The 23,652-nt window shown below is 64.5% G+C and carries 18 protein-coding genes; 11 read left to right on the plus strand and 7 right to left on the minus strand.

The genetic code is table 11. The features are described 5' to 3' along the window. Positions 1-170: 170 nt before the first annotated feature. Both ABMA59_RS20360 and ABMA59_RS20365 read left to right on the plus strand, forming a co-directional pair. On the plus strand, positions 171-1,490 hold the full coding sequence (locus ABMA59_RS20360) for a L,D-transpeptidase family protein (protein WP_349007213.1): 1,320 nt from the start codon (positions 171-173) through the stop codon (positions 1,488-1,490). 25 nt (positions 1,491-1,515) lie between these two features. Further along, positions 1,516-1,755, plus strand: a complete 240-nt coding sequence (locus tag ABMA59_RS20365) for a sulfurtransferase TusA family protein (RefSeq protein ID WP_349007214.1) — start codon at positions 1,516-1,518, stop codon at positions 1,753-1,755. Positions 1,756-1,798: 43 nt separating this feature from the next. Here the strand turns inward: ABMA59_RS20365 and msrA are convergent, their stop codons facing one another. The 5 genes from msrA to ABMA59_RS20390 all read right to left on the minus strand — a co-directional run bounded on the left by msrA (position 1,799) and on the right by ABMA59_RS20390 (position 12,462). Next, the gene (gene msrA, locus ABMA59_RS20370) at positions 1,799-2,530 is read right to left on the minus strand and encodes a peptide-methionine (S)-S-oxide reductase MsrA (protein ID WP_349007215.1); all 732 of its coding nucleotides are present in this window, start codon (positions 2,528-2,530) and stop codon (positions 1,799-1,801) included. A 23-nt stretch (positions 2,531-2,553) separates the two neighbouring features. Continuing rightward, positions 2,554-4,587, minus strand: coding sequence for a cytochrome c biogenesis protein DipZ (locus ABMA59_RS20375; RefSeq protein WP_349007216.1), 2,034 nt, complete (start codon positions 4,585-4,587; stop codon positions 2,554-2,556). A gap of 16 nt (positions 4,588-4,603) precedes the next feature. Further along, positions 4,604-5,086, minus strand: coding sequence for a peptide-methionine (R)-S-oxide reductase MsrB (gene msrB, locus ABMA59_RS20380; RefSeq protein ID WP_349007217.1), 483 nt, complete (start codon positions 5,084-5,086; stop codon positions 4,604-4,606). 263 nt (positions 5,087-5,349) lie between these two features. Then, entirely contained in the window at positions 5,350-7,452 is a 2,103-nt protein-coding gene (locus tag ABMA59_RS20385) for a mechanosensitive ion channel domain-containing protein (protein ID WP_349007218.1), read from the minus strand. Positions 7,453-7,899: 447 nt separating this feature from the next. Continuing rightward, positions 7,900-12,462, minus strand: a complete 4,563-nt coding sequence (locus ABMA59_RS20390) for a PAS domain-containing protein (RefSeq protein ID WP_425475954.1) — start codon at positions 12,460-12,462, stop codon at positions 7,900-7,902. Positions 12,463-12,670: 208 nt separating this feature from the next. Between ABMA59_RS20390 and ABMA59_RS20395 the strand changes: the two genes are divergently transcribed. The 9 genes from ABMA59_RS20395 to typA all read left to right on the plus strand — a co-directional run bounded on the left by ABMA59_RS20395 (position 12,671) and on the right by typA (position 23,058). Next, positions 12,671-12,919 carry a hypothetical protein gene (locus tag ABMA59_RS20395; protein WP_349007220.1) on the plus strand — a complete coding sequence of 83 codons (249 nt, stop codon included), beginning with the start codon at positions 12,671-12,673 and terminating at the stop codon, positions 12,917-12,919. A 127-nt stretch (positions 12,920-13,046) separates the two neighbouring features. Further along, on the plus strand, positions 13,047-14,102 hold the full coding sequence (locus ABMA59_RS20400; protein WP_349007221.1) for a dipeptidase: 1,056 nt from the start codon (positions 13,047-13,049) through the stop codon (positions 14,100-14,102). 37 nt (positions 14,103-14,139) lie between these two features. Then, the gene (locus ABMA59_RS20405; RefSeq protein WP_349007222.1) at positions 14,140-15,783 is read left to right on the plus strand and encodes an ABC transporter substrate-binding protein; all 1,644 of its coding nucleotides are present in this window, start codon (positions 14,140-14,142) and stop codon (positions 15,781-15,783) included. Between the two features lie 78 nt (positions 15,784-15,861). Continuing rightward, entirely contained in the window at positions 15,862-16,869 is a 1,008-nt protein-coding gene (locus ABMA59_RS20410) for an ABC transporter permease (protein ID WP_425475955.1), read from the plus strand. Further along, on the plus strand, positions 16,866-17,780 hold the full coding sequence (gene nikC / locus ABMA59_RS20415; protein ID WP_349007223.1) for a nickel transporter permease: 915 nt from the start codon (positions 16,866-16,868) through the stop codon (positions 17,778-17,780). Before ABMA59_RS20410 ends, nikC begins: the two co-directional genes overlap by 4 nt. Further along, the gene (locus ABMA59_RS20420; RefSeq protein WP_349007224.1) at positions 17,777-18,607 is read left to right on the plus strand and encodes an ABC transporter ATP-binding protein; all 831 of its coding nucleotides are present in this window, start codon (positions 17,777-17,779) and stop codon (positions 18,605-18,607) included. The genes nikC and ABMA59_RS20420 overlap by 4 nt, the downstream gene beginning before the upstream one ends. Then, positions 18,595-19,374, plus strand: coding sequence for an ABC transporter ATP-binding protein (locus ABMA59_RS20425; RefSeq protein WP_425475956.1), 780 nt, complete (start codon positions 18,595-18,597; stop codon positions 19,372-19,374). The genes ABMA59_RS20420 and ABMA59_RS20425 overlap by 13 nt, the downstream gene beginning before the upstream one ends. Before the next feature lie 579 nt (positions 19,375-19,953). Continuing rightward, on the plus strand, positions 19,954-20,931 hold the full coding sequence (locus ABMA59_RS20430) for a hypothetical protein (RefSeq protein WP_349007289.1): 978 nt from the start codon (positions 19,954-19,956) through the stop codon (positions 20,929-20,931). 300 nt (positions 20,932-21,231) lie between these two features. Then, entirely contained in the window at positions 21,232-23,058 is a 1,827-nt protein-coding gene (gene typA, locus ABMA59_RS20435) for a translational GTPase TypA (protein WP_349007225.1), read from the plus strand. Here the strand turns inward: typA and ABMA59_RS20440 are convergent. Together ABMA59_RS20440 and ABMA59_RS20445 are read right to left on the minus strand one after the other, a co-directional pair. Then, positions 23,042-23,395, minus strand: a complete 354-nt coding sequence (locus ABMA59_RS20440; RefSeq protein ID WP_349007226.1) for a type II toxin-antitoxin system RelE/ParE family toxin — start codon at positions 23,393-23,395, stop codon at positions 23,042-23,044. The genes typA and ABMA59_RS20440 overlap by 17 nt on opposite strands. Then, a complete protein-coding gene (locus tag ABMA59_RS20445) occupies positions 23,392-23,604 on the minus strand; it encodes a type II toxin-antitoxin system ParD family antitoxin (RefSeq protein WP_349007227.1) in 213 nt (70 codons plus the stop codon). Before ABMA59_RS20445 ends, ABMA59_RS20440 begins: the two co-directional genes overlap by 4 nt. Between the last annotated feature and the right edge of the window lie 48 nt (positions 23,605-23,652).

Raw genomic sequence — 23,652 nt, forward strand, 5'->3', positions numbered from 1 at the left:
CAAATTCGCCGCCTCGTTCGCTTCAATGATTAGTCGAGGGCTGCGACCAAGGGGACTGCCGGTTAAGACTTGTGGTAATCAAATCTCAAGGTTAACCAATCTATGGTCAAGCCGATGGCCGGCGCGCAGAATGCCTGGCCGAGAGACACACGGAACTGACGCCGACACGCATGCCGATGATCGCCACACCGACGACCACCAGACTGATACGCGCCGGATTGCTGGTTCTTGCGCTTGGCGTGGCCGGCTGCACCGAATCGACGCTCGAGGTGAGCGGCGGCAGCAGCGGCAATGCCAACGCGCCGCTGCCGCAAAAAGTCGTGCAGGCCATGATCACCAAGAACATGGCGCGCGGCTCGCCGATCGTCGCGCGGGTCTTCAAGGAAGAAAACAAGGTCGAGATCTGGAAGCAGAAGACCAACGGCCGCTACGACCTGCTTGCGTCCTACGAAATCTGCAAGATGTCGGGCAAGCTGGGGCCTAAATACATCGAGGGCGACCGCCAGTCTCCGGAAGGGTTCTACACCGTCCGTCCGGGGCAGATGAACCCGAACTCGAAGTACCATCTCGCCTTCAACATCGGTTATCCCAACGCCTATGACCGCGCCAACGGCCGCACCGGTTCGAACCTGATGGTTCACGGCGCCTGCTCGTCGTCGGGTTGCTTCTCGATGAACAATTCGCAGATGACGGAAATCTACGCCATCGCGCGGGAATCCTTCAAAGGCGGCCAGACCGAGTTCCAGATCCAGTCCTTCCCGTTCCGCATGACGGCCGCCAATATGGCGCGCTATCGCGACGACCCCAACTACGCCTTCTGGAAGAATTTGAAGGAAGGCTACGACTATTTCGAGATCACCAAGACGCCGCCGAAGGTCGACGTCTGCGAGAAGCGCTACGTGTTCAACGCGGCAGCCCCCGGTGCCTCGCTCTCGCCATCCGGCGCCTGCCCTGCCGTCGCTCAGCCCGATTCGCTTAAGATGGCCTATCAGTCTTACCAGACTGGCTACGAGGCTGCCTTCGCCAGCGCCGTCAAATCGAACGATGCGCTGGCGCCGAAGCCGAGCATCCTGGGTATCCAGGAAGCCAAGCTGGTGTCCGACTGGACCAAGCGGCGGGCGCGCGGCGAACGTATCACCGTGGAGCCGCCGTCGATGACTGCGACCGGAACGGTCGTGCAGACCAGCCGCATGGGCCGCATCGACTCGCCCGCCGGCCGCAAGATGGCCGCGCTTGAGGCCGCCGACGCCGAGAAGAAGCGCATCGCCGAGGAGAAGGCGGCGGCTGCGCGGCTGGCGGAAGAGCAGAAGGCCGCCGCCAAAGCTGCCGAGATCGCCGCCGCCGAAGCCGCCAAGCAAGCCGAGATCGCCGCGGCCGAAGCTGCCAAGAACCCGCAACCCGAGCCTGTCGTCGAGGCGGCGGCTCCGGCCGAGAAGCCGGGCTTCCTCGGCCGTGTCGGCAAGCGCATCACTAACCTGTTCGGCAGCTAGGCCGACGCCGATTCGCCAGGGCGTGTTGCAAGCCGGGGATCAGGTAGAGGTCTACGACCTGAAGGGGCTGAACTGTCCCCTCCCCGTGCTCAAGGCGCGCAAACGGCTCAAGGCCATGTCGGCCGGAAGCCTGCTCTGGCTCGAGACCACCGACCCGCTCGCGGTCATCGACATACCTGCATTTTGTCACGAGTCAGGGCATCGGCTGGTCAAGAGCGAGCCGAATGGCACCGGGCACCGGTTTCTGATCGAGCGCGGTACTTAAGCGAGCGGCCTTTCCGACAATCCGTCAGCCCGACGATCACCGGTCAATTGGATACGCTCGCTTCCGACACCAGCGCCGGGTCGTCCCGATAGAGGTCGGGGAAGATGCGCTTCAGATTGTCGATCTTCGGCAGGTCGTTGTAGACGATGTAGGGCTGGCTTGGATTCAGCGTCAGATAGTCCTGATGATAGCCCTCGGCCGGGTAGAAGGTGCGGCCGGGCTCGATCTTGGTGACGATCGCCGCGTTGAACACCCGCGCCTGGTTGAGCTGCGCGATGTAGGCTTTGGCGACCTTGGCCTGCTCCTCGTTCTCCGGAAAAATCGCCGTTCGGTATTGCGTGCCGACATCCGGCCCCTGGCGGTTCAGTTCGGTCGGGTCGTGCGCCACCGAGAAATACACCTGCAAGATCTTGCCGTAGCTGATCTTCGACGGGTCGAAGGTGATTTTTACCGACTCGGCATGGCCGGTCGCTCCCGAGCCGACCATCTCATAGTGCGCGGTGTCTTGTTCGCCGCCGGCATAACCCGACACGGCGTTGCTAACGCCGGCGACGCGCTGGAACACGCCCTGTACGCCCCAGAAGCAACCACCGGCCAGCACGGCGGTCTCCGTCTTGCCTTGCCCGGCGGGCTCGTCGACGGCCGGCGCCGGGATCGCGATGCCTTCCTGCGCCGATGCCGGCATCATGGCGAAAGCGCTGGCGGAAGCGAGCGCCGCCGCAAGCAGAAGCGCCGGGCGGCGCAGGCCGTGTTGATTGAGGATTCGTATCGTCATTGACGTACTCCTTGGAAGAAAATTCAGCCGAAGGTGAATGCGTATGCTTGCACGCCGGGGTCGAGGAATTTGATCTCGAAGGTGCGGTCCTTCACCTCTCCCTTCTGGCGGACGAGCTGGTAGAGCCGCTGTCCGGTCACCGTGCCCTGCCCGTCGGCGTCGATGTCCATGCCGTGGGCGTCGCCGGGGGCCGCACCGTCGATGGTGACGCGGAACCGCACCGGCTTGCCACCCGGCCCCGAACCCAGCACCAGATGCAGGTCACGGGCATGGAACTTGTAAACGATGCTGCCGTCAGAGGCATCGAGCGTCGCATTCTCGCGGCCGACCGTCCATTTGCCCGAAAGCCCCCATTCGTTCAGACGCGGGCCGCCATCCGCATAGTCATGCGCCGCGTCCTGAACCGCGCCGCCGGGCGACACGAAATTTTCGGCGCGCTCGTAGCCCAGATAGGTCTCCGGCGACAGCACGTCGGCCATGTCGGATGCCGCCTGCGCGCCGGTGGCGCTGACCTTGACGAGGTCGGCCGCCGCGGCGGTGTTTCCGGCTTCCGCCAGCAATGCCTGGATCACACGCTCGGACTCGTCATACCCGCCCTCGCCGAACTGGTGGTGGCGGATGCGCCCTTGCGCGTCGATGAAATAATGCGCCGGCCAGTAGCGGTTGTTGAAGGCCCGCCAGATCGCATAATCATTGTCGACCGCCACCGGATAGGCGACGCCGAGGTCGGCCGCGGCTTTGGTGACGTTGCCGATGTCCTTCTCGAAGGCGAATTCCGGCGTGTGCACGCCGATCACGACGAGGCCTTGGTCCTTGTACTTTTCCGCCCACGCCTTCACGTAGGGAATGGTGCGCAGGCAGTTGATGCAGGAATAGGTCCAGAAGTCGATCAGCACGACTTTGCCCTTGAGCTGTTCAGCGCTCAGCGGCGGCGAGTTCAGCCATTCCGCCGCGCCGTTCAGCGCCGGCAACACGCCTTCGACCGGGAGTGCATCGGAAGCGCCTTGCGGCTTGTTGGCCATCATCGCCTGTCCACCGGCCATGGCCGAATTGCCCGCCATCATGGCGTTCCCGCCGGTCATCGCCGGAGCCCTGGTCATGGCAGGAGCTCCTGTCATAGCGGGCGTACCGGTCATTGCCGTGTTGCCGGCCATCATGGCGGGGTTCCCTGCCATCATTGCGGGACCGCCGTTCATGGCCGGTGCGTCTTTCTGCATCGCCGGACCGCCATTCATCGCGGGACCTCCGGACATCATCGCCGTGCCGCCGCTCATTGCCGCCCCGCCATCCATCACCACGGACGGTGCTGCCATCGCGGCTTGGTCCTCCGGATGCAGCCTGTCGAGCAATCCCTGCTCCAGCGCCGCGGTGCTGGCCAGCGACACCCGCGTCAAGAAGCCGGTGTCGAGACCAAGGAAGATCGCCACGACCGCCGCCAGCACGGCGACACCCAGCCCACGCCGCACCCATTCGCCGGCGCCGAGCGAGCGCTTCATCGCCGCGAACACTTTTCCGCCGACCAGCAGGGCCAGCGCCAGCGAGGTCGCCGCACCAGCGGCAAAAGCGGCAAGCAGCAGCGTCGTCCCGGCATTGGCGCCATTCAGTGCCGCGCCGGTCAGGATCAGTCCGAGGACGGGACCGGCGCAAGGGGCCCACAGCAGGCCGGTCGCCACGCCGAGCAGCAGCGACGGCCAGATGCCGCCCTTGCCTTTGGCGGTCGCCACGTCGGCGCCGAGCGACAGCCGCGCGCCGAGATCGACCAGCGGCTGCGTCAGCCGGGCCGACAGGCTGGGAAACAGCAGGGTGATGCCGAAGAAGCCAAGCAGCAGGATCGCCGCGAAGCGTCCCCAGCGATTGGCCTCGACCGCCCAGCCGCCGGCCACCGCCGCCAGGCTGGCGACCAGCGCGAAAGTCAACGCCATGCCGATCAGCATCGGCAGGCCGCTGCGCAGGAAGGGCCGGTCGGCGCGAGCGAAGACGAAAGGCAGCACCGGCAGAATGCACGGGCTGACGATCGTCAGCACGCCGCCGAGATAGGCGAGCAGGAAAAGCAGCATGATATCCGGCTTTCCGTCAGGCCGCGACCGGCTTGAAGGTCATTGCGACCCCGTTCATGCAATAGCGCAGGCCGGTCGGCTTGGGACCGTCATCAAAGACATGGCCGAGATGACCGCCGCATCGCGCGCAATGCACCGCCGTGCGGACCATGCCGAAGCTCGTGTCGTCCTCTGTTCCCACCGCCTTCTCCAGTGGCGCCCAGAAACTCGGCCAACCCGTGCCGCTGTCGAATTTCGTCGTCGACGAGAACAGGTCGAGGTCGCAGCCCGCACAGGCAAAATTGCCACGGCGATGCTCGTCGTTCAACGGGCTGGTGAATGGCCGCTCGGTCCCGGCCTGCCGCAGCACCACGAATTGGTCCGGCGTCAGAAGCTTGCGCCATTCCTCATCGGTATGCGTGACCTCGAAGGTCTGCGCGGCGAAAACCGTCTCGGGGGCGGCCGCGGCAACGATGGCGACACCGGCCGCGCCCTGCAGAAGAAATCGACGTGTGATCATGCTCGCACCTTCGTTCCGGGGATTGTTGCCTCTGGTACGAATACAAACGGCGGCTTGTTACGCGGATCGTTCGGATCACATTCATTTGACCGCCGCCGGCACGGCCGGCCGCGACCGACGTGTCGCCGACCATACCATGCCGAGCCGGTCCTGACTTTCAATCTGCCGTGACGGTGGCATCGCCCGGCAGTCGGCCGGCCTGTCATTGTCGGCGCGATTATCAGCGAGCCGACAATGTATGAAGGCGGCCTTCCCAGCGAATCTTATTCGGCCGCCGCCGCTGCTTCGGTCTCCGCCAGCTTCTGCTTGCGGAGCGTCTCGCGCGCGGCTGCCGCGGCCGCATCGTCGCCGCCGCCGGACACCTGCACCATCGGCGTCGCCAGCTTGATGTCGTTCTCGTCGAATGCCTTCTTGATCATCACCAGCGCCTTGCGCTTGATGCCGAACTGCTCGCCGGGCTTGGTCATCAGCTTCATGCGCAGCACGATGCCGGAATCGCCGAAACTGTCGACGCCCTGCATCTTGAGCGGCTGTAGTGTGCTGGCGGCGAATTCCGGGTCCTCCGCCAGTTGCTGTCCGATCTTCTTGACCAGCTTGCGGGCGAGTTCCACGTCGGAATCGTAGGTGACGGTCAGCGTCATCTTCTCGATGACCCAGTCGCGGCTCATGTTCTGCACGGCGCCGAGCGAGCCGAACGGCACGGTGAAAATCGGACCGCGCTGGTGGCGCAGCCTGACCGAGCGCAGGCTGAAACCCTCGACCGTGCCCTTGTAGCTGCCGCTCTGGATGTACTCGCCGACCCGGAACGCATCGTCGAGCATGAAGAACACGCCGCTGAGAACGTCCTTCACCAGCGTCTGCGACCCGAAGCCGATCGCCACGCCGAAAATCCCGGCGCCGGCGATCAGCGGCCCGATCGCCACACCCATTCCCGACAGGATGGTCAGCACCGCGACGACCGCGATGAAGACGGCGAGCGCGTTGCGGAAGATCGGCAGCAGCGTGCGCAGACGTCCCCGGCGGGCCACCTCCTCCGCCGTGCCGCCGGTATGTTCCGCATGCACCAGATGGTGGCTGATCAAGGCCTTGGAGAGTTGCCAGAGCAGGTCGGCGATCAACAGGACGATGATGCCGTTGAGCAAGCCGATCACGATGTGCTCGACGGTGGGGTTCTCGCCCATCGCCGCCGCTCGGAGCTTCCAGATGTAGGCAAGCCAGGCGACCGCCAGCGCGATCAGCACCGCGCGTGCGCCGCGCACGATGAGGACATTCCTGATCGTGGCGTAGAGGGTCGTAGCTTCGCTGCGGCCGGCGAGCCCCTCGGCTATGCGCCCGACGCCGGTAACCGCGGTCGGCAGTATCAGAGCGTAGATGCCGACCCAAAGGAGGCCGACGAAACCGGCGACCCACATCAGCCAGAGGATCACCAGGAAGAAGGTCCGAAGCCATGCCTTGATAGGCGACGGCGCGATCTTGCGGGCCGGACTGTGCCAGACCGTCTCGATGGCGACCGCCAGCAGGCCAAGTCCGAAAAGATAGGCGACAAGCAGCGCCGCGTCCCCGGAGAAACTGAGCTGCGGCATCAGGCTGGCGATTGCCCATCCGAGCATGAATATCCCCGCGAACAGTTGCACCCGCAGGTACCAGAAGCGCGCACCGGCATCGTCGATCTCGACCAGGCGCGGCTGGCCCTGCGACGCCGTGCCGTCAGGCCGAAGCAACAGCCGCGCGATCGTGCGGACGAAGCGGAAGACGACGAAGGCAAGCAGCAGCGTAAGGACGACCTTCCGCAACAATGGCGGCCACTCGAATGCCAGGAACAGGCCGGCGCTGGCCAGCGTGAACACTGCCAGGGGAATGAGGTCCGACAAGAGCCGCAGCGGCTGCTCGGATGCCGACGTCGCCCCACCGCCCCTTACCCTGCGAAGCAATCGCCGGAACAGCCATTCCGCTCCGTAACCGACGCCTATGAGCACGACCAGGATGCTGAGCACGGCCCCTGGCCGGCCGCTGTTCAGGTCCCGCGAAGCGACATCGGAAGCGTTCGCGAATTCCTGCGGGAAGCGGACGAACGCATCCTTCAGCCGGCCGATGTGGCTGCGGATAAGCGCCTCGACATCGGTGACGTCGTTCGTCGCCGCGGGAGCTTCCTGCCCCGCCGCGGGCGCCGCCGGCCTCGTTTCCAGCCAGGTCTTCACTTCGGGATCGTTGAGAAGATCAAGCAGTTGTTTCACTTTTTCCGGCGGCGGCGCGGGTGTCGCAGCCGCGGGCTGGGTCTGGGCAAAGGAAACACCGTGCGCGAAGGCAAGCACGGCCAGAACAGCCAGGATTCGAATGACAAAGCGCATGAACGATCCGGATTTCATCGGTCTCTCCCCGTCTGGCACGCTACGCCCCAGAACCCGGCGAAAGCAACGCCGCGAGCAAAACAGTGTAAATGGTCGCCAGCGGAATAGTGCCGGCATATGCGGCGCAACCCTTGTCGAGACCCCCTGAAAAATGCAACTGAGCCGGAATCGGGAACCGGCCGGCAAACGCCCACCGAACCCGTCGACCGCCTCGCGGAAGCCTCTGACGGGACTATGAACCCTGAAGGGATCATGATGAAAAGCGCAACATCGCGCTTGAAGCGCATGGCCCGGCCACGGCCGCTTCCGGTCTCTCAGTGCAGCTCATGACCCTCACCATAGCTGTTGCGACAACACGGTATCACTTGCGGCCGAAGCTGCAAATCCACCGCCTGTGCACCGGCGGCTTTTATGCGGGGAATTTAACGGCCGTAAGACTCGGTACCGGTCGCCAAAAAGCAGGGCTCATGCAATTGCCGGCGATGCCCTGCCCGATGCCGGCGTCGAACCCATCCAGCGGTCCAGCTTGTCGAGCAGCGCCCTGGGGCTGATGGGCTTCGGCAGATAATCGTCCATGCCGGCTTCCAGGCAGCGTTCTCGGTCGCCTTTCAGCGCATGCGCGGTCACGCCGATGATCGGCGTATGGCTGCCCCAGGAAGCTTCCAGTGCCCGGATGGCTCCGGTGGCTTCGAGGCCGTTCATCTCCGGCATGGAGATGTCCATCAGAATCAGCAGCGGCCGCATCTCCTGGGCTGCCTCCACTGCCAGCCGTCCATTGCCGACGATCTCGAAGGTGAAATCGGTCTCCGAAAGGATCTGCGTGAACACCAGTTGGTTCACGTCGTTGTCCTCGGCCACCAGAATGTCGACGCGATGCGTCGAAGAACGATCCTCGAAGCCTGCCTTTCGCCGCTCCGGGTAAAAGGGTTCGGCGCAGACGCGAACGGCGCGTTCCGCCGGATCGGCCGTTTCCGGCGGCAGGCTGATGCCGTCCCGGTCTCGGCGCTTCTGGATGATCGCCGTCAGCGTCTCGAGCAGCCCGGACGACCGCACGGGTTTCGTCAGATTTGCATCGATCGCCAGATCGCGAACGGCCCCCATGTTCAGCGACAGGTCGACCGAGGTCAGCATGATGATCGGGGTCTTGGAAAACACCGGCGTGTCACGAATTATGCGGGTCAGCTCGAGCCCAGTCATGCCCGGCATCTGGTAGTCGAGCACCACGCAGTCGACCGCCAGCCCAAGCCGCGTGGCGGCCGCGAGAACCTGCAATCCCTCGGCGCCGCTGGAGGCCGCGCAGGCGTCGAACCGCCAGCTTGCCATCTGTTCGAGCAGGATCGCCCTGTTCACCGGATTATCGTCGACGATGAGCACCCGGGCGCCGCCGACGTCGAACGGTGCGAGCTTCCGCCGTGCCGGCGCATCGGCATAAGGCAGTGAGAAGGTGCAGGAAAAAATGGACCCCCGCCCCTCCACGCTTTCCACACCGATCGCTCCACCCATCATGGCGACGAGCCGTGACGTGATCGCCAGCCCCAGCCCGGTGCCCTCGTGCCGGCGCGTCGACGAAGCGTCCACCTGGCTGAATTTCTCGAACACCGCGCCCAGCTTGTCCTTGGGAATGCCTATTCCCGTATCGGTCACCGAAATGCGCAGGTTCGTGCCGTCGGCCCCGTCGTGGTTCGTCGCCTCGACCAGCACGTGACCGGCCTCGGTGAACTTGATCGCGTTGCCGATCAGATTGGTGACGATCTGCCTCACGCGGCCGACATCGCCGACATAATTGTCGGAAAGACCGGGTGCGACGCGGATGATGAGTTCCAGGTCCTTTTCCTTCGCCCGCGTCGACAGCAGCGTCGCCACGTCCTCGATCGCTTCCGAAAGCGTGAAGGGCGAGGCGTCGAGCACCAGTTCGCCGGCGTCGATCTTCGAAAAATCGAGGATGTCGTTGATGATCGTCAGCAGCGCATTGCCAGACTTCACGATGATGTCGGTGAATGTTTTCTGCTTCGGGTCGAGGTCCGACCTTGCCAGCAGTTCGGCCATTCCGAGCACGCCGTTCATCGGCGTGCGGATTTCGTGGCTCATATTGGCGAGGAATTCCGACTTGGCGCGGTCGGCGATTTCGGCGCGCCTGCGGGCTTCCTGCAATTCTGCCTCGTGCCGCTTCTGCTCCGTCACGTCGACGGTCGAGCCGATAAGATAGAGCGAGCCGTCGGACGCGACGAAAGCGCTCTTGCGGGCAAGCTGGTGGCGGATCGTTCCATCAAGCTGCGCGACCGTCTCGTCGATGACCCGGGTCTCGCGCGCCCGCAGCACGTCGAGATCGACTTCGGCGAAGGCTTCGCCATCGGCGCCGAACAGTTGGATATCGGTCTTGCCGATGGCCTCGTCCCTGGGAAATCCTGTAAGGTCCGACCAGCCCTTGTTGACATAGACCAGTTCGAGGTTGGGTTTCTTGGCGTAGATGGCGGTCGGCATATTGTCGATGATGCTGCGAAAAACCTCGTTTTCCCGCAGGCTCTGCTGAAGCAGCGCCTCGCGTCGCTTGATATCGGTGATATCGGTGCTGCAGCCGAACACATGCCGATGGCCGTCCTGGGTCGTCAGCCGGCCCTTGCGGGTCATCAGATGCGTGACGCTGCCATCGCGGTGGCTAACGGTCTCTTCCGATTGCAGCCCGTTGCCGGTCACAGCCACATAGGTGTCGTCGGCCGTGAAACCGCCGCCCTCGCCGTCTCCGAACAGCTCCAGGTCGGTCTTGCCGACCGCCTCGGCCTTCGAATAGCCGGTCAGGTCGGACCAGGCATTGTTGACATATTCGAGCGCCAGTTCCTCGGATTTGATGTTGGTCGCAACCGGCATTTCGTCCAGCACATGGCTGAACAGCTCGATCTGGCGCATCGAGTCGCGCAGCGATTTTTCGCGTTCCTTGAGTTCGGTAATGTCGACGCGGACACCGACGAAAGTCCCTTCTCTGGTGCGGGTGTCGTAGACCTGGAACCAGCGGCCGTCCGGATTGCGCCACTCGGTGATGAGCTGGGGCTGATGATAACGCGCCGTATGGCGCTCCAGCCAGGCGTCGCGGTCGACATCGTACAGGGCGTCGGTCTCGGGATCGCCGCTCTCGCGGAAATAACCGGCCGAATGCGCGCGTTCGAGCGCGGAGCGCAGAGTTCGGCCGGGAACCCAGCAATCCTTGACGGCTGGCAACATACCCTGCAACTGACGGTTGGCGAGTACGAACTTGTCGTCGCGATCGTAGATCAGGACGCCCGCCGGCAGCGATTCCAGCACGTCCTCGAGCCGCTTGCGGGCCTCTTCCGCCTCGACTTCCCGGGCCTTGAGCGGCGTAACGTCGAAGACGAACCCCGCTATGTACTGCCTGCCTTTGTCGGTCTCGACGCGGCTCTTGCGCACGATGCGGGTCCTGCCGATCCCTGCGAAGTCGAAATCCTCCTCGACCTCGTAGGGCTCCCCGGTCTCCAGCACGGCGCGCTCGTTGTCCTCGAAGCGGCGGCCGTCTTGCTCAGCGACATGCTCGCTGCCGCGCGTTCCGATCATGGCTTCTGCCGTGGTGCCATAGATCGAGGCGAAGGCCTGGTTGACCAGAACGAAATTCAAGTCGCTGTTCTTGATGAAGATCGGATCCTTGATCGTGTCGATGACAGTCTCGGCCAACCGCGATCGTTCGTGTACCTCGGCCAGTTCCCGTTCCCGCCGCTTCATCTCGGTGATGTCGAAATAGGAGACCAGCCGCTTGCCGCCGGAAAGCGCGGTCACCGAATAGATCAGCGTCTTCCCGTCGGCCCGGGCGAATTCGCGCGGCGCGACATCGCCCGCCCGAACCTCCGCCAGCCGCATCTCGGCATAGTCGTCCCAACCCGCATCGGTGACGCCATGCACGCCGGTGCGGCGGTTGGAATCGATGAGCGAGCGGAACGGCCGGCCGACGGGCACGGCATCCGGCGCTATGTTCCAGATGCGATAGAAGGCCTTGTTGATGATCTCGGTATTGAGGTCGGCGTCGAGCAGCACGACTCCGAGATCCAGCGAGTCTATCGTCCGCTTCAGGTCGGACAGCAACTGGGCGGACTGGCTCTCGGCCTTGTTCAGGGCCGCGCGCTTGCTTTCGATATCGGTGACGTCGGAGCAGATCGCCATCGTGCCGCCATCCGCCGTGGGAACCTCGCGGTGCAGAATGCGGCGGCCGTTTTGGAAATTCAGGATCGTCGCGGATGCCCGGCAGTGGTCTCTCGCCCCGAGGATTGTCTCTTTCCACTGGTCGGCCGACAAATCGTCGGCGCTCCAGACACCGCGCGCCAGACCGGCTTCGACGATGGTCTCCGCGTCGGTTCCCGGCGCGAGCACGTCACCTAGATCGCCATACATGTCGGCCAGGGCCTGATTGTAGAGAATCAGCCGGTTGTCGCGGTCGTAGTAGCAGAACGCATCCGGCATGGCGTCGAGCGCCGACATCATGCGCTCGGCATAGGATGTCGGCGCGGCGTCCCCGGCGTCCGGTTCGGCAATAGGCCGCGGCTGGCTCGCCAGTTGGGCGAGGGATACGGCGATGCCGGTCACGTTGCGGGCGGCACCGCGATAACCGATAAAACGTCCCTCGGCGTCGAAACGCGGAAAGCCCGACAGCGACACCCATCGGCGTTCCGGATGGGAGACTCTCAGTTCAAATACGAAATCCTTGAAAGCTTGGCGCGTCTGCAAGGCGGCGAGATGTGACGCGGCAGCCGGATTGCGCTTGGCGTGGCGGTCGATGAAATCGCCATAAGGCAGGCCGAGGATATCCGCGGGTTCGAGGCCCGTGGCTTCCCGATAACCATCCGAGAGCCATGACAGGGACAGAGCGGCATCGGTTTCCCAGAACCCATCGCCGCCGCCAGCGATCAGCGTTCCCGCCTCTTTGGCGGAAAGCCCGAGCGGCGCGCAACCACCCGCTCCGCGCAGCCGCACGGCCGAATTCGGATTCTTCCTCGGGGACACAGTTCCTCCCCAGTCAAATTGCGCCATCGTGCCCGCCCCCATGGAAGAGGCGACAACCTGTTCCATCGGGCACCATGGTTACTTAGGGTCGAAACGATTAAGGATTGGATAACCATAAATCGGAAATGCAACCGAGTGCGGGCCACTGCATTCCTTGTCGCACAGCATCCGAAGATTGCCTCCGATTTGGCGGGGGAGCCGATCGCAGGGAAATTGCAGCAGAGGAGACCCTGACATGGCGCGCACGAGACCGATCGACACCGCTCCTGCGGACGGACGAAAGGTGAGGATCGTCTGGACGGACGCCGACGGACAGGAAAACGAATCGATCGGCCAGTACCGCTCGCTGGAGCGCATGCGCGCCACCGGAGGCGATTGGGACGAGGGCGACGCCGGCTGGTGGGTGTTCGTCGACGGCTCGACGCAGAAGAAGGTCTCGCCTCACGCCTGGATCAGCGGCGCGGACGAAGATGGGGAAGAGTAGCGCCCCAGGGCCAATCCTGCGTGGACCAATTGCCGGCGGCACACTGACCGGGTCGAGCCGCCTAAAGCGGGCTTGCGGATATCGTCCGAGCGGCTAGCCTGCGCGGGACAAAGCGCAAGGGGTCCGCATGCAAAAGGTGTTCGACGGCCACAACGACGTCCTGTTCCGTTTGTGGCGGCGGGCCAGAGAGGGTTTCGATCCGGTTTCCGAATTCATCGACGGTTCGCCGACGGGCCACATTGACTTGCCGCGGTCGAGGGCCGGCGGCTTTGCCGGTGGGTTCTGCGCCATCTACATCCCCTCCGATGACTTGCATTTCGCGCCGCCCGGCCCGGACGGCACTTACGATACGCCGCTGCCCAAGCCGCTGGAGCGCGCCGCCTCGCTCGATATCGCAATGGAATACATGTCGATCGCCGCGAGGCTGGAACGCGCCGGCGGCTGGCGGATCTGCTGCTCGACGCAAGAGATCGAGGACGCGATGGATGACGATGCCTTCGCCGCCGTGCTTCACATGGAGGGCTGCGAGGCGATCGGCGCGGACCTGACGGCGCTCGACGTCTTCTATGCGGCCGGCCTGCGTTCGCTCGGACCGGTCTGGAGCCGCACCAACATCTTCGGCCACGGCGTTCCATTCTCCTTTCCAAAAAGTCCCGACACCGGACCGGGCCTGACGGATGCCGGCAAGGAACTCGTCAAGGCCTGCAACCGGCTCGGCATCATGATCGACCTGTCGCACATCACCGAAAAAGGTTTTTGGGACGTCGCCGCGATTTCCGACCAGCCGCTGGTCGCCACCCATTCCAATCCGCACGCGCTGGTGCCGGTCGCCCGCAACCTGACCGACAAGCAGCTCGCGGCGATCCGCGAGAGCAACGGCGTCGTCGGGCTGAACTTCGCCGTCACCATGCTGCGCGCCGACGGGCGCGAAAGCGCCGACACGCCGATTTCCGACATGGTCCGGCACATCGATTACCTCGTCGACAAGCTCGGCATCGACGGCGTGGCGATCGGATCGGACTTCGACGGCGCGCTGGTGCCGGGCGAAATCGCCGACGCGGCGGGCACCAACAAGCTCGTTGCCGGACTGCGGAGCGCCGGCTATGCTGATTTGGAACTCGGCAAGATATGCCGTGGGAACTGGCTCAGGATCCTCCGCTCCGCATGGCGCGAACAGGCTTGAGACGGTTCAGCAAGAACCGAAAAAGGGGAAAAGAAACATGCTGATGGACAAGATCAACAGGCGCGTTGCGATGCTTCTGGGCGGCGCCGCACTTTCGGCGGCGATGATGGCGGGCATGCCGGCCTATGCCGACACGCCGGCGGACACGCTGGTCCAGGCCTGGGCGTTCGACGACATGATCTCGCTCGATCCGGCCGAGGCGTTCGAGCTTTCCACCGGCGAGATCACCGGCAATACCTATGACATGCTGGTGCGCCTCGACGCCAACGACACCACCAAGGTGGTCGGTGGCATCGCCGAAAGCTGGACCGTCTCCGACGACGGCCTGACCTACACCTTCAAGCTGAAGCCTGACCTGAAGTTCGCCTCCGGCAATCCGATCACGGCGGAAGACGTCGCCTGGTCGTTCGAGCGTGCCGTCAAGCTGAACAAGAGCCCGGCCTTCATCATCCAGCAGTTCGGCCTCACCGGCGACAACGTCGCGGAAAAGGCCAAGTCCGCCGACCCATCGACCTTCGTCTTCACCGTCGATAAGGCCTACGCGCCGAGCTTCGTGCTGAACTGCCTGACCGCCACCGTCGGCGCCGTCGTCGACAGCAAGACCGTCAAGGAGCACGTCGCCGCCGTCACGCCGAGCGACGAGTACAAGTTCGACAATGATTTCGGCAATGGCTGGATGAAGACCGGCTATGCCGGCTCCGGCCCCTACAAGACCCGCGAATGGCGCGCCAACGAGGTCGTCGTGCTGGAGCGCAACGACAATTATTACGGCACCAAGGGCAATCTCGCCCGCGTGATCTATCGCCACGCTAAGGAAAGCGCCACCCAGCGCCTGATGCTGGAAAAGGGCGACGTGGACGTCGCCCGCAACCTGCAGCCCGGCGACATCGACGCCGTCAGCAAGAACCCCGACCTGGCGATCACCGCGACGCCGAAGAGCACGGTTTATTTCTTCAGCTTCAACCAGAAGAACCCGAACCTCGCCAAGCCGGAAGTGCGCGAGGCGTTCAAGTACCTGGTCGACTACGACGCGCTCGGCGATACGTTGCTGCGCAATATCGGCTCCATGCACCAGAACTTCCTGCCGAAGGGCATTCTCGGGGCGCTCGACGACAAGCCCTACAAGCTCGACATCGCCAAGGCCAAGGAACTGCTCGCCAAGGCAGGCCTGCCGGACGGTTTTTCGATCACCATGGACGTGCGCAGCACGCAGCCCGTCACCGGCGTCGCCGAATCGCTCCAGCAGAACGCCGCGCAGGTCGGCATCAAGATCGAGATCATCCCCGGCGACTTCAAGCAGGTGCTGACAAAATTCCGCGCCCGCACGCACGAAGCCTATATCGGCCAGTGGGGTGTCGATTACTGGGACCCGAACTCCAATGCGGAAACCTTCGGCATCAACCCGAACAACGCCGACGATTCGATGAACAAGACGCTCGCCTGGCGCAACGCATGGGACGTGCCGGCCGACATCCAGGACGAGGCCAAGGCGGCGCTGCTGGAACGCGATGCGACCAAGCGCGCGGAAATGTACGCCGACCTTCAGCGGAAGGTGCGCGAGACCGGCCCGTTCGTGTTCCTCTGGCAGGAGACCGAAGTCGCAGGCCTGCGCAAGAATATCCAGAACTTCAAGCTCGGCCCGACCTTCGACACCAATTTCGTCGGGCCCGTGACCAAGTAGCGAACCGGAAAGCCCGGTTTATTGGCGAACGTCGCGACAACGATCGAAACGCGGCGGAGGCGTAAAGGCGCCTCCGCCGTGCTGTCCGCCATTGTCCGCTTCATTGTCGTCGGCATCGTCACCTTCTTCGGCCTGCTGACGGTCACCTTCTTCATCGGCCGCGTCGTGCCGATCGATCCCGTCCTGGCAATCGTCGGCGACCGGGCATCCGCAAGCGCGGTGGCCGCCGCGCGCCAGCAATACGGGCTCGACCTGCCGCTCTGGCAGCAATACGGGCTCTATCTGAAGAAGGCGCTGACCGGCGACTTCGGCACCTCGGTTCTGTCCAGCAACCCCGTCATGCAGGACATCCTTCGGGTGTTTCCGGCGACGCTGGAACTCGCCACCGCGGGCACGCTGATCGGCCTCGTTTTCGGCATCCCGCTCGGCGTTCTGGCGGCGGTCAAGCGCGACAGCCTGATCGACCAGGTGGTGCGCGTGATCGGCCTGATCGGCTACTCCATTCCGATCTTCTGGCTCGGCCTCATGGGCCTTTTGATCTTCTACGCAAAACTCGACTGGGTGTCCGGCCCCGGCCGCATCGACATCGCCTACGAATACACCTTTACCCCGATCACCGGCCTCTTCCTGTTCGACGCGGCGATCCAGGGCGAATGGGGCGCCTTCGCCGACATCTTCAGCCACATCGTCCTGCCCGCCTCGCTGCTCGGCTATTTCTCGATGGCCTATATCAGCCGCATGACGCGCTCCTTCATGCTGAACGAGCTGGCGCAGGAATACATCACCGCCGCCCGCGCCAAGGGCTTGAGCGAAACCCGCATCATCTGGGGCCACGCGCTCCGCAACGCCGCCGTGCCGCTGGTCACCGTGATTGCGCTCTCCTACGCGACGCTGCTCGAAGGCTCGGTGCTGACCGAGACGATCTTCGCCTGGCCGGGCATCGGCATGTACCTCACCAACTCGCTGCAGAACGCCGACATGAACGCCGTGCTCGGCGGCACCATCGTCATCGGCGCCGTGTTCATCGGGCTGAACCTGTTCGCCGACCTGCTCTACCGTCTGCTCGATCCGAGGACGCTGTCGTGAGCGGCAATACGATAAGCCGCCGCGACTGGCTGCTGAGCGAGCGCCCGCAGTCGCGGCTCCAGGCGCGTCTCGGCCGCGCCTACATGACCTGGCGGCGTTTTTCCGCCAATCGGCTCGCGCTGATCGGCCTGGCAATCATCGTCATTCTGCTGTTGCTCGCCGCTTTCGCCGAGCTGATCGCGCCCTACCCACCGACCGTCGGCGATTTGCGCCAGGGCCTGCTGCCGCCGAGTGCCCAGCATTGGTTCGGCACCGACGACCAGGGCCGCGACATCTTCTCGCGCGTCGTCTACGGCTCGCGCCTGACGCTGTACGTCATCGTGCTGGTGGCCATCATCGCCGCGCCCGTCGGCCTGATCGTCGGCACGGTCGCCGGTTACGCCGGCGGCTGGACGGATGTGGTTCTCACCCGCATCACCGACATTTTTCTCGCCTTTCCGAAACTGATCCTGGCGCTGGCCTTCGTCGCCGCCCTTGGCCCCGGCATCGAGAATGCCGTCATCGCCATCGCAATCACCTCATGGCCGCCCTACGCCCGCATCGCCCGCGCCGAGACGCTGACGGTGCGCAACTCCGACTACATATCCGCCGTCCGCCTGATGGGCGCCTCGCCCTGGCGGATCGTGCTCCGCCACATCATGCCGCTCTGCATCTCCTCGCTGATCGTCAGGGTGACGCTCGACATGGCCGGCATCATCATCACCGCCGCCGGCCTCGGCTTCCTCGGCCTCGGCGCGCAGCCGCCGCTGCCGGAATGGGGCGCCATGATCGCGTCCGGCCGGCGCTTCATCCTCGACCAGTGGTGGGTGGCCGCCATGCCGGGCGCCGCGATCCTCATCGTCAGCCTCGGCTTCAACCTGCTCGGCGACGGCCTGCGCGACGCGCTCGACCCGCGAGGCAGCCGCCAATGACGCTGCTCGCCGTCGAGGACCTTTCCGTCCGCTTTCCCACCCGGACAGGCGTCATCGAGGCCGTGCGCGGCATCTCCTTCTCGGTGGGCCGCGAACGGCTGGCGATCGTTGGCGAATCCGGGTCGGGCAAGTCGCAGACCGGCCGCGCCATCCTTGGCCTCACCCCGCCGCATGCCGAAGTCACGGCCAAGCGCCTGGAATTCGACGGCATCGACCTGCTGACCGTCCCCGCGCGCACGCGCCGCGACCTGCGCGGAAAACGCATCGCCATGATCCTGCAGGATCCGAAATATTCGCTGAACCCGGTGATGCGCATAGGCCGCCAGATCGTCGAGGCGCTCCGCGCCCACGAAAACGTCGGCACGCGCGAGGCGCGCGAGCGCACGCTGGACATGCTGGCCGCCGTGCAGATTCGCGACCCCGCGCGCGTCTTCGATCTTTATCCGCACGAGGTTTCCGGCGGCATGGGCCAGCGCGCCATGATCGCCATGATGCTGATCGCCGGTCCCGAACTGCTCATCGCCGACGAGCCGACATCGGCGCTCGACGTGACGGTGCAGCTCGACATCCTCGCCATCCTCGACCGGCTGGTCGCCGATCGCGGCATGGGCCTGATCTTCATCTCGCACGATCTTCGGCTGGTCTCGTCCTTCTGCGACCGCGTCATCGTCATGTATGCCGGCCGCATCGTCGAGGAGATCGCCGCGGCCGACCTGTCCCGCGCAAAACATCCCTACACGCAGGGACTGCTGAACTGCATGCCGCGCATCGACCACGACCGGCACCCGCTGCCGACGCTCGACCGTCGGCCGGAATGGCTGCTTTGACCGCCGCGCTCGACATATCGGACCTCGTCGTCACCTATGACGGGTTCCGCGCGCTGGACGGCGTCGGCCTGACGGTTCGGCCGGGCGAATCCTTCGGCCTCGTCGGCGAGTCCGGCTCGGGCAAATCGACGGTGCTCCGTGCCATCGCCGGACTGGCTCCCGTCGAAAGCGGAAGCATCGCCGTCGAAGGCGTCCCCGTCGGCAGGCGCCGCGACAAGGCATTCTATCGCCGCGTCCAGATGGTCTTCCAGGACCCTTATGGCTCGCTGCACCCGCGCCAGACCGTCGACCGGCTGCTGGCCGAGCCCCTGGCGATCCACGGTTTTGCCGATGCCGAACGCCGCATCCTGCGTGCGCTGGACGAGGTCGGCCTGGGTTCGGGTTTCCGCTTCCGCTATTCGCACCAGCTTTCCGGCGGCCAGCGGCAGCGCGTCGCCATCGCCCGCGCGCTCATCCTTGAGCCGTCCATCCTGCTGCTCGACGAGCCGACTTCCGCCCTCGACGCCTCGGTCCAGGCGGAGGTGCTCAACCTCCTCGAGCAGATCAGGCGCGACCGCAAGCTGACCTACCTGATGGTGAGCCACGACCTGGCCGTCATCGCCCATATGTGCGACCGGCTGATGGTGATGCGCGGCGGCAAGACGGTCGAGGCGCTCGCGGCGGGCGACCTTGCCTCCCGCAATGCCCACGAGCCCTATACGCAGCGGCTGCTGACCGCCAGCGAAGGCTTCGTGCGCGACGCTAGCGCGGCCGCCGGCGAGGCCTGAAGAATTTTCTTTTTTGCGATGCAACCAAGTTCCCCGCCGCGCATTGTCGGCGCAGGTGAGATTTTTCGGCCCCTCCCGAACCGCTCACCATCGGAAAGCCGCCTTCCCCCCAGGCGGCTTTTTCCGGGAGCGGATTTGTAAGGCTCCTGAACAGGTTCCGGCTTCGCCAACAGACGGCGGCCCCGTATGATCCGTGGACCAAGACGCGAACCTCCGCATTTTGGCTGAGCGTCCGCCCTCCCTCACTCCCCTGCCGGACATCTCTCTCCCATTCTTCATGCTATCGGATTCACAGATTTCACAGTCGGGTTTCGACCCGACTGTGAAATCTGTGAATCCGATAGGTCTCTTTACGGGGAGAAGTTGCCAGCGGGCAGATGACGGGCGGTGCCAGCCGTCAAGGTTGGGCGGCCCGCTCAGCACAATGGAATTGCAGCGAAAATCTCATCCCACCGGCCACGCATGACGACCTCCGTCCCTATCGCCCAGCATTATTTTTCCTCGATTTCTCCCCGCCCCTCCCGCCCTGCGCGATAATCCCATCAGCCTGTGTCGGGAAAGGAAACGGCTGTGCTGGCGATGGACTGGAATGCGGCGATCGAGAAGAACCGGGAGGCATTGAAGCGCATCCTCGCCATGCTCGTCGCCATGGCCGGGCTGGCTGCCGGAGCCAGGGTGGACGCCGGTGCCGGATATGACGCCGGGCAGCCTGGCGCTGGCGAGCCTGGCGCTGGGGGACAGTTTTTTTTGTTTCCGCAGAAGGGCGCTGCCGCTTCAAGGCGGGCGCGGGCGGAAAAAAATAAACTGTCCCCGGCACTGACCCTGCCCCGCCGTCTCCACCGCGCCATCCTCAGACTGCTGCGTCCGGCAGAGGCAGCGGCGCGCCGCCTGATCATCGTGGCGGCGCGCGGGCTGGTGGTGACCCTGCCGCCGCTGCGACCCCGAAAACCGAAACCGAAAAACCCTGAACCGCTGCTGCGCGGCTTCGGCATCGCCGTCACCCTGTCGCGCGACGATCTCAGGCGTGCCGCGGCCGCCAGGCGGGCCGCGGAAATCCGCGCCGCCCGCCCGAAACGGCTCAGCCTGCCGCTGCTCGATCCGCTGCGAGACCCGTTCCGCGTCCAGCGCCGCTATCAGCCCGCGCACAGCGTGCCGCGCATCCTGTTTCCCGGCGTGGCCGATCCATCTTCCTTCCCGCGACCGCCATCGCCTCGCGATCCTATAAACGCGGCGCGTCTGGCCCTCCGACTTGAAGCGCTGGCTGCCGCGCTGGACGACCTGCCGGGCCAGGCAAGACGTTTTGCCCGCTGGAAGGCACGGCGCGACGCGGCACTCGCGCGAGACAAGGACGCAGGCAAAGCAGGTACACAAACCGCAAGCCGTGGCGCGGCCAGTTCGCACAGCAAAGGTCGCCGCGCGAATTGGATCCGCCTCAGTCCGTTGAAACCCGGCCGGCCGCCCGGTTGGAGCCGAAAACCCACCCATGACGTCCACGAGGTGTTGGACGTGGTCCATGGGCTTGCCATGTGGGCGCTGGAGCCTGCCGACACGTCATGACGCCATACTGCCCGGCGCCGCAAACGCAGGCATCGACGGCCGGCGCGAATTTTTCGCGGCGCGGCGACGATCCCTGCTGTCGGAAAATGCCATTGCCCAACCTCGGCGAAGGCGGCCAAACCTGCCTGACACCCGTCGATTGCCCTTCCGCCTCGCGCGACGTTGCATAGCTACTGCTTAACCACCGCATGGCCGGCCGGCATCGGGGCTCTTTCGCAAATGCGAAAAATCCGTTAAGAGGCCGCCAAACGAAACGTGGCGCCGTGTGCATGCGCCGCAGCTCTCCCGAGTCAGGATTAAATGAAACTTCGCAATATCGCGATCATCGCGCACGTTGACCACGGCAAGACGACCCTGGTCGATGCCCTGCTGAAGCAGTCCGGTTCCGTCCGCGACAACCAGCGTGTCGCCGAAAGGGCGCTCGATTCCAACGATCTGGAAAAGGAGCGCGGCATCACCATCCTCGCCAAGGCCACCTCGGTCGAGTGGAAGGATACCCGCATCAACATCGTCGACACCCCCGGCCACGCCGATTTCGGCGGCGAGGTGGAGCGCATATTGAACATGGTCGACGGCGCCATCGTGCTGGTCGACGCGGCCGAAGGCCCTATGCCGCAGACAAAATTCGTGGTCGGCAAGGCGCTGAAGGTCGGCCTGCGTCCGATTGTCGCCATCAACAAGATCGACCGGCCCGACGCCCGTCATGTCGAGGTGGTCAACGAGGTGTTCGACCTGTTCGCCGCGCTCGACGCCACCGACGAGCAGCTCGATTTCCCGATCCTCTACGGCTCCGGCCGCGACGGCTGGCTGGCCGAGGCTCCCGAAGGCCCGAAGGAAGACGGTCTCGCGCCGCTCTTCGATCTTGTGCTGAAGCATGTTCCCGAGCCGAAGGTCGGGGCCGGCCCGTTCCGCATGATCGGCACCATTTTGGAAGCCAACCCGTTTCTCGGCCGCATCATCACCGGCCGCATCGAAAGCGGCTCGATCAAGCCGAACCAGGCCGTGAAGGTGCTGCACCACGACGGCGCGCTGCTGGAGAACGGCCGCATCTCGAAAATCCTCGCCTTCCGCGGCCTCGAGCGCCAGCCGATCGAGGATGCCAGCGCCGGGGACATCGTCGCCATCGCCGGCCTGTCGAAGGGCACCGTCGCCGACACGTTCTGCGATCCGGCCGTCATCGAGCCTCTTCCGGCCCAGCCGATCGACCCGCCGACCGTCACCATGTCCTTCCTCGTCAACGATTCGCCGCTGGCCGGCACCGAGGGCGACAAGGTCACCAGCCGCGTCATCCGCGACCGCCTGCTGCGCGAGGCCGAAGGCAATGTCGCGTTGAAGATCGAGGAGTCGGCCGACAAGGATTCCTTCTACGTCTCCGGCCGTGGCGAGCTTCAGCTTGCCGTCCTGATCGAGACGATGCGCCGCGAGGGTTTTGAGCTCGCCGTGTCGCGGCCGCGCGTCGTCATGAAGAAGGACGACAGCGGCCAGTTGCTCGAACCCATCGAGGAAGTCGTCATCGACGTCGACGAAGAGCATTCCGGCGTCGTCGTGCAGAAGATGAGCGAGCGCAAGGGCGACATGGTCGAGCTTCGCCCGTCCGGCGGCAACCGCCAGCGCCTCGTGTTCCACGCGCCGACGCGCGGCCTGATCGGCTACCAGTCGGAGCTGCTCACCGACACGCGCGGCACCGCCGTCATGAACCGCCTGTTCCACGCCTATGAGCCCTACAAGGGCGAACTGCCGGGCCGAACCAACGGCGTGCTGATCTCCAACGAACAGGGCGAGTCGGTCGCTTATGCGCTCTGGAATCTTGAGGATCGCGGCCCGATGGTCATCGATCCTGGCGTCAAGGTTTATCAAGGCATGATCATCGGCATCCACAGCCGCGACAATGACCTCGAGGTCAACGTCCTCAAGGGCAAGAAGCTCACCAACATCCGCGCCGCCGGCAAGGACGAGGCCGTGCGCCTCACCCCGCCGGTGCGCATGACGCTGGAGCGCGCGCTGGCCTGGATCGAGGACGACGAGCTTGTTGAGGTCACGCCCAAGACCATCCGGCTGCGCAAGCTCTATCTCGATCCCAACGAGCGCAAGCGCTTCGAGAAGCAGAAGATCAGCGGCGCGGCTTAAGGTCTCTGCCCCGTCCGAGGTGTCGGGACACAGATAGCCATCCGTCTTCGTGCAATATCGTTTGATAGTCCATGGCGCCGTGCACTACATGGACTATCCCGATGCGATCGTCTGTCATCCGGTAGATGATCAGATGGTTCCGGTGCACCTTTCGGCGGATCTGCCGGTGCTCGAAACCGGCCAGCAGAGCGTTCGCATGGGGCCGCTCTTTGATCTCGCGAAAGCGTTCGCGCAATTGTGCGGTCATTCCCAGCGCCGCGCGTGGGCTGTCCTGCGCAATGTAGTCAGGGATCCGGGCGATTTCTTCCCTGGCGGTGCCAGAGACGACCAGTCTCATTCGCCAGCCATGAGGCGATATTTCTGCTCGAGACGGTCGAGAAAGACTTCCGCGTCCTGGATGTCTCCGGCATCGGCGGAGGCAATGCCACGTTCGATGGCTTCATGCACGGAACGGAGCCGCGCTTCGCGTTCCTGAACGAGCCGCACGCCTTCCCGAAGCACTTCGCTTTTGGAATGATAGCGCCCGGAAGAAACCAGCTCCGTCACCGCCTTTTACAAGGTTTCACCGAGTTCCGCACTGATTGCCATCGCACA

The organism is Mesorhizobium yinganensis, assembly GCF_040081985.1.
In the GTDB taxonomy this organism is placed as follows: Bacteria; Pseudomonadota; Alphaproteobacteria; order Rhizobiales; family Rhizobiaceae; genus Kumtagia; species Kumtagia yinganensis.

Excerpts from the sequence above, each read along its gene's own strand:
- ABMA59_RS20360 (WP_349007213.1), top strand. The coding sequence starts at position 171 with ATGCCGATGATCGCCACACCGACGACCACCAGACTGATACGCGCCGGA.
- msrA (WP_349007215.1), bottom strand. The coding sequence starts at position 2,530 with ATGACGATACGAATCCTCAATCAACACGGCCTGCGCCGCCCGGCGCTT.
- ABMA59_RS20375 (WP_349007216.1), bottom strand. The coding sequence starts at position 4,587 with ATGCTGCTTTTCCTGCTCGCCTATCTCGGCGGCGTGCTGACGATCGTC.
- msrB (WP_349007217.1), bottom strand. The coding sequence starts at position 5,086 with ATGATCACACGTCGATTTCTTCTGCAGGGCGCGGCCGGTGTCGCCATC.
- ABMA59_RS20385 (WP_349007218.1), bottom strand. The coding sequence starts at position 7,452 with ATGAAATCCGGATCGTTCATGCGCTTTGTCATTCGAATCCTGGCTGTT.
- ABMA59_RS20390 (WP_425475954.1), bottom strand. The coding sequence starts at position 12,462 with ATGGCGCAATTTGACTGGGGAGGAACTGTGTCCCCGAGGAAGAATCCG.
- ABMA59_RS20395 (WP_349007220.1), top strand. The coding sequence starts at position 12,671 with ATGGCGCGCACGAGACCGATCGACACCGCTCCTGCGGACGGACGAAAG.
- ABMA59_RS20400 (WP_349007221.1), top strand. The coding sequence starts at position 13,047 with ATGCAAAAGGTGTTCGACGGCCACAACGACGTCCTGTTCCGTTTGTGG.
- ABMA59_RS20405 (WP_349007222.1), top strand. The coding sequence starts at position 14,140 with ATGCTGATGGACAAGATCAACAGGCGCGTTGCGATGCTTCTGGGCGGC.
- ABMA59_RS20420 (WP_349007224.1), top strand. The coding sequence starts at position 17,777 with ATGACGCTGCTCGCCGTCGAGGACCTTTCCGTCCGCTTTCCCACCCGG.
- ABMA59_RS20425 (WP_425475956.1), top strand. The coding sequence starts at position 18,595 with ATGGCTGCTTTGACCGCCGCGCTCGACATATCGGACCTCGTCGTCACC.
- ABMA59_RS20430 (WP_349007289.1), top strand. The coding sequence starts at position 19,954 with ATGGACTGGAATGCGGCGATCGAGAAGAACCGGGAGGCATTGAAGCGC.
- typA (WP_349007225.1), top strand. The coding sequence starts at position 21,232 with ATGAAACTTCGCAATATCGCGATCATCGCGCACGTTGACCACGGCAAG.
- ABMA59_RS20440 (WP_349007226.1), bottom strand. The coding sequence starts at position 23,395 with ATGAGACTGGTCGTCTCTGGCACCGCCAGGGAAGAAATCGCCCGGATC.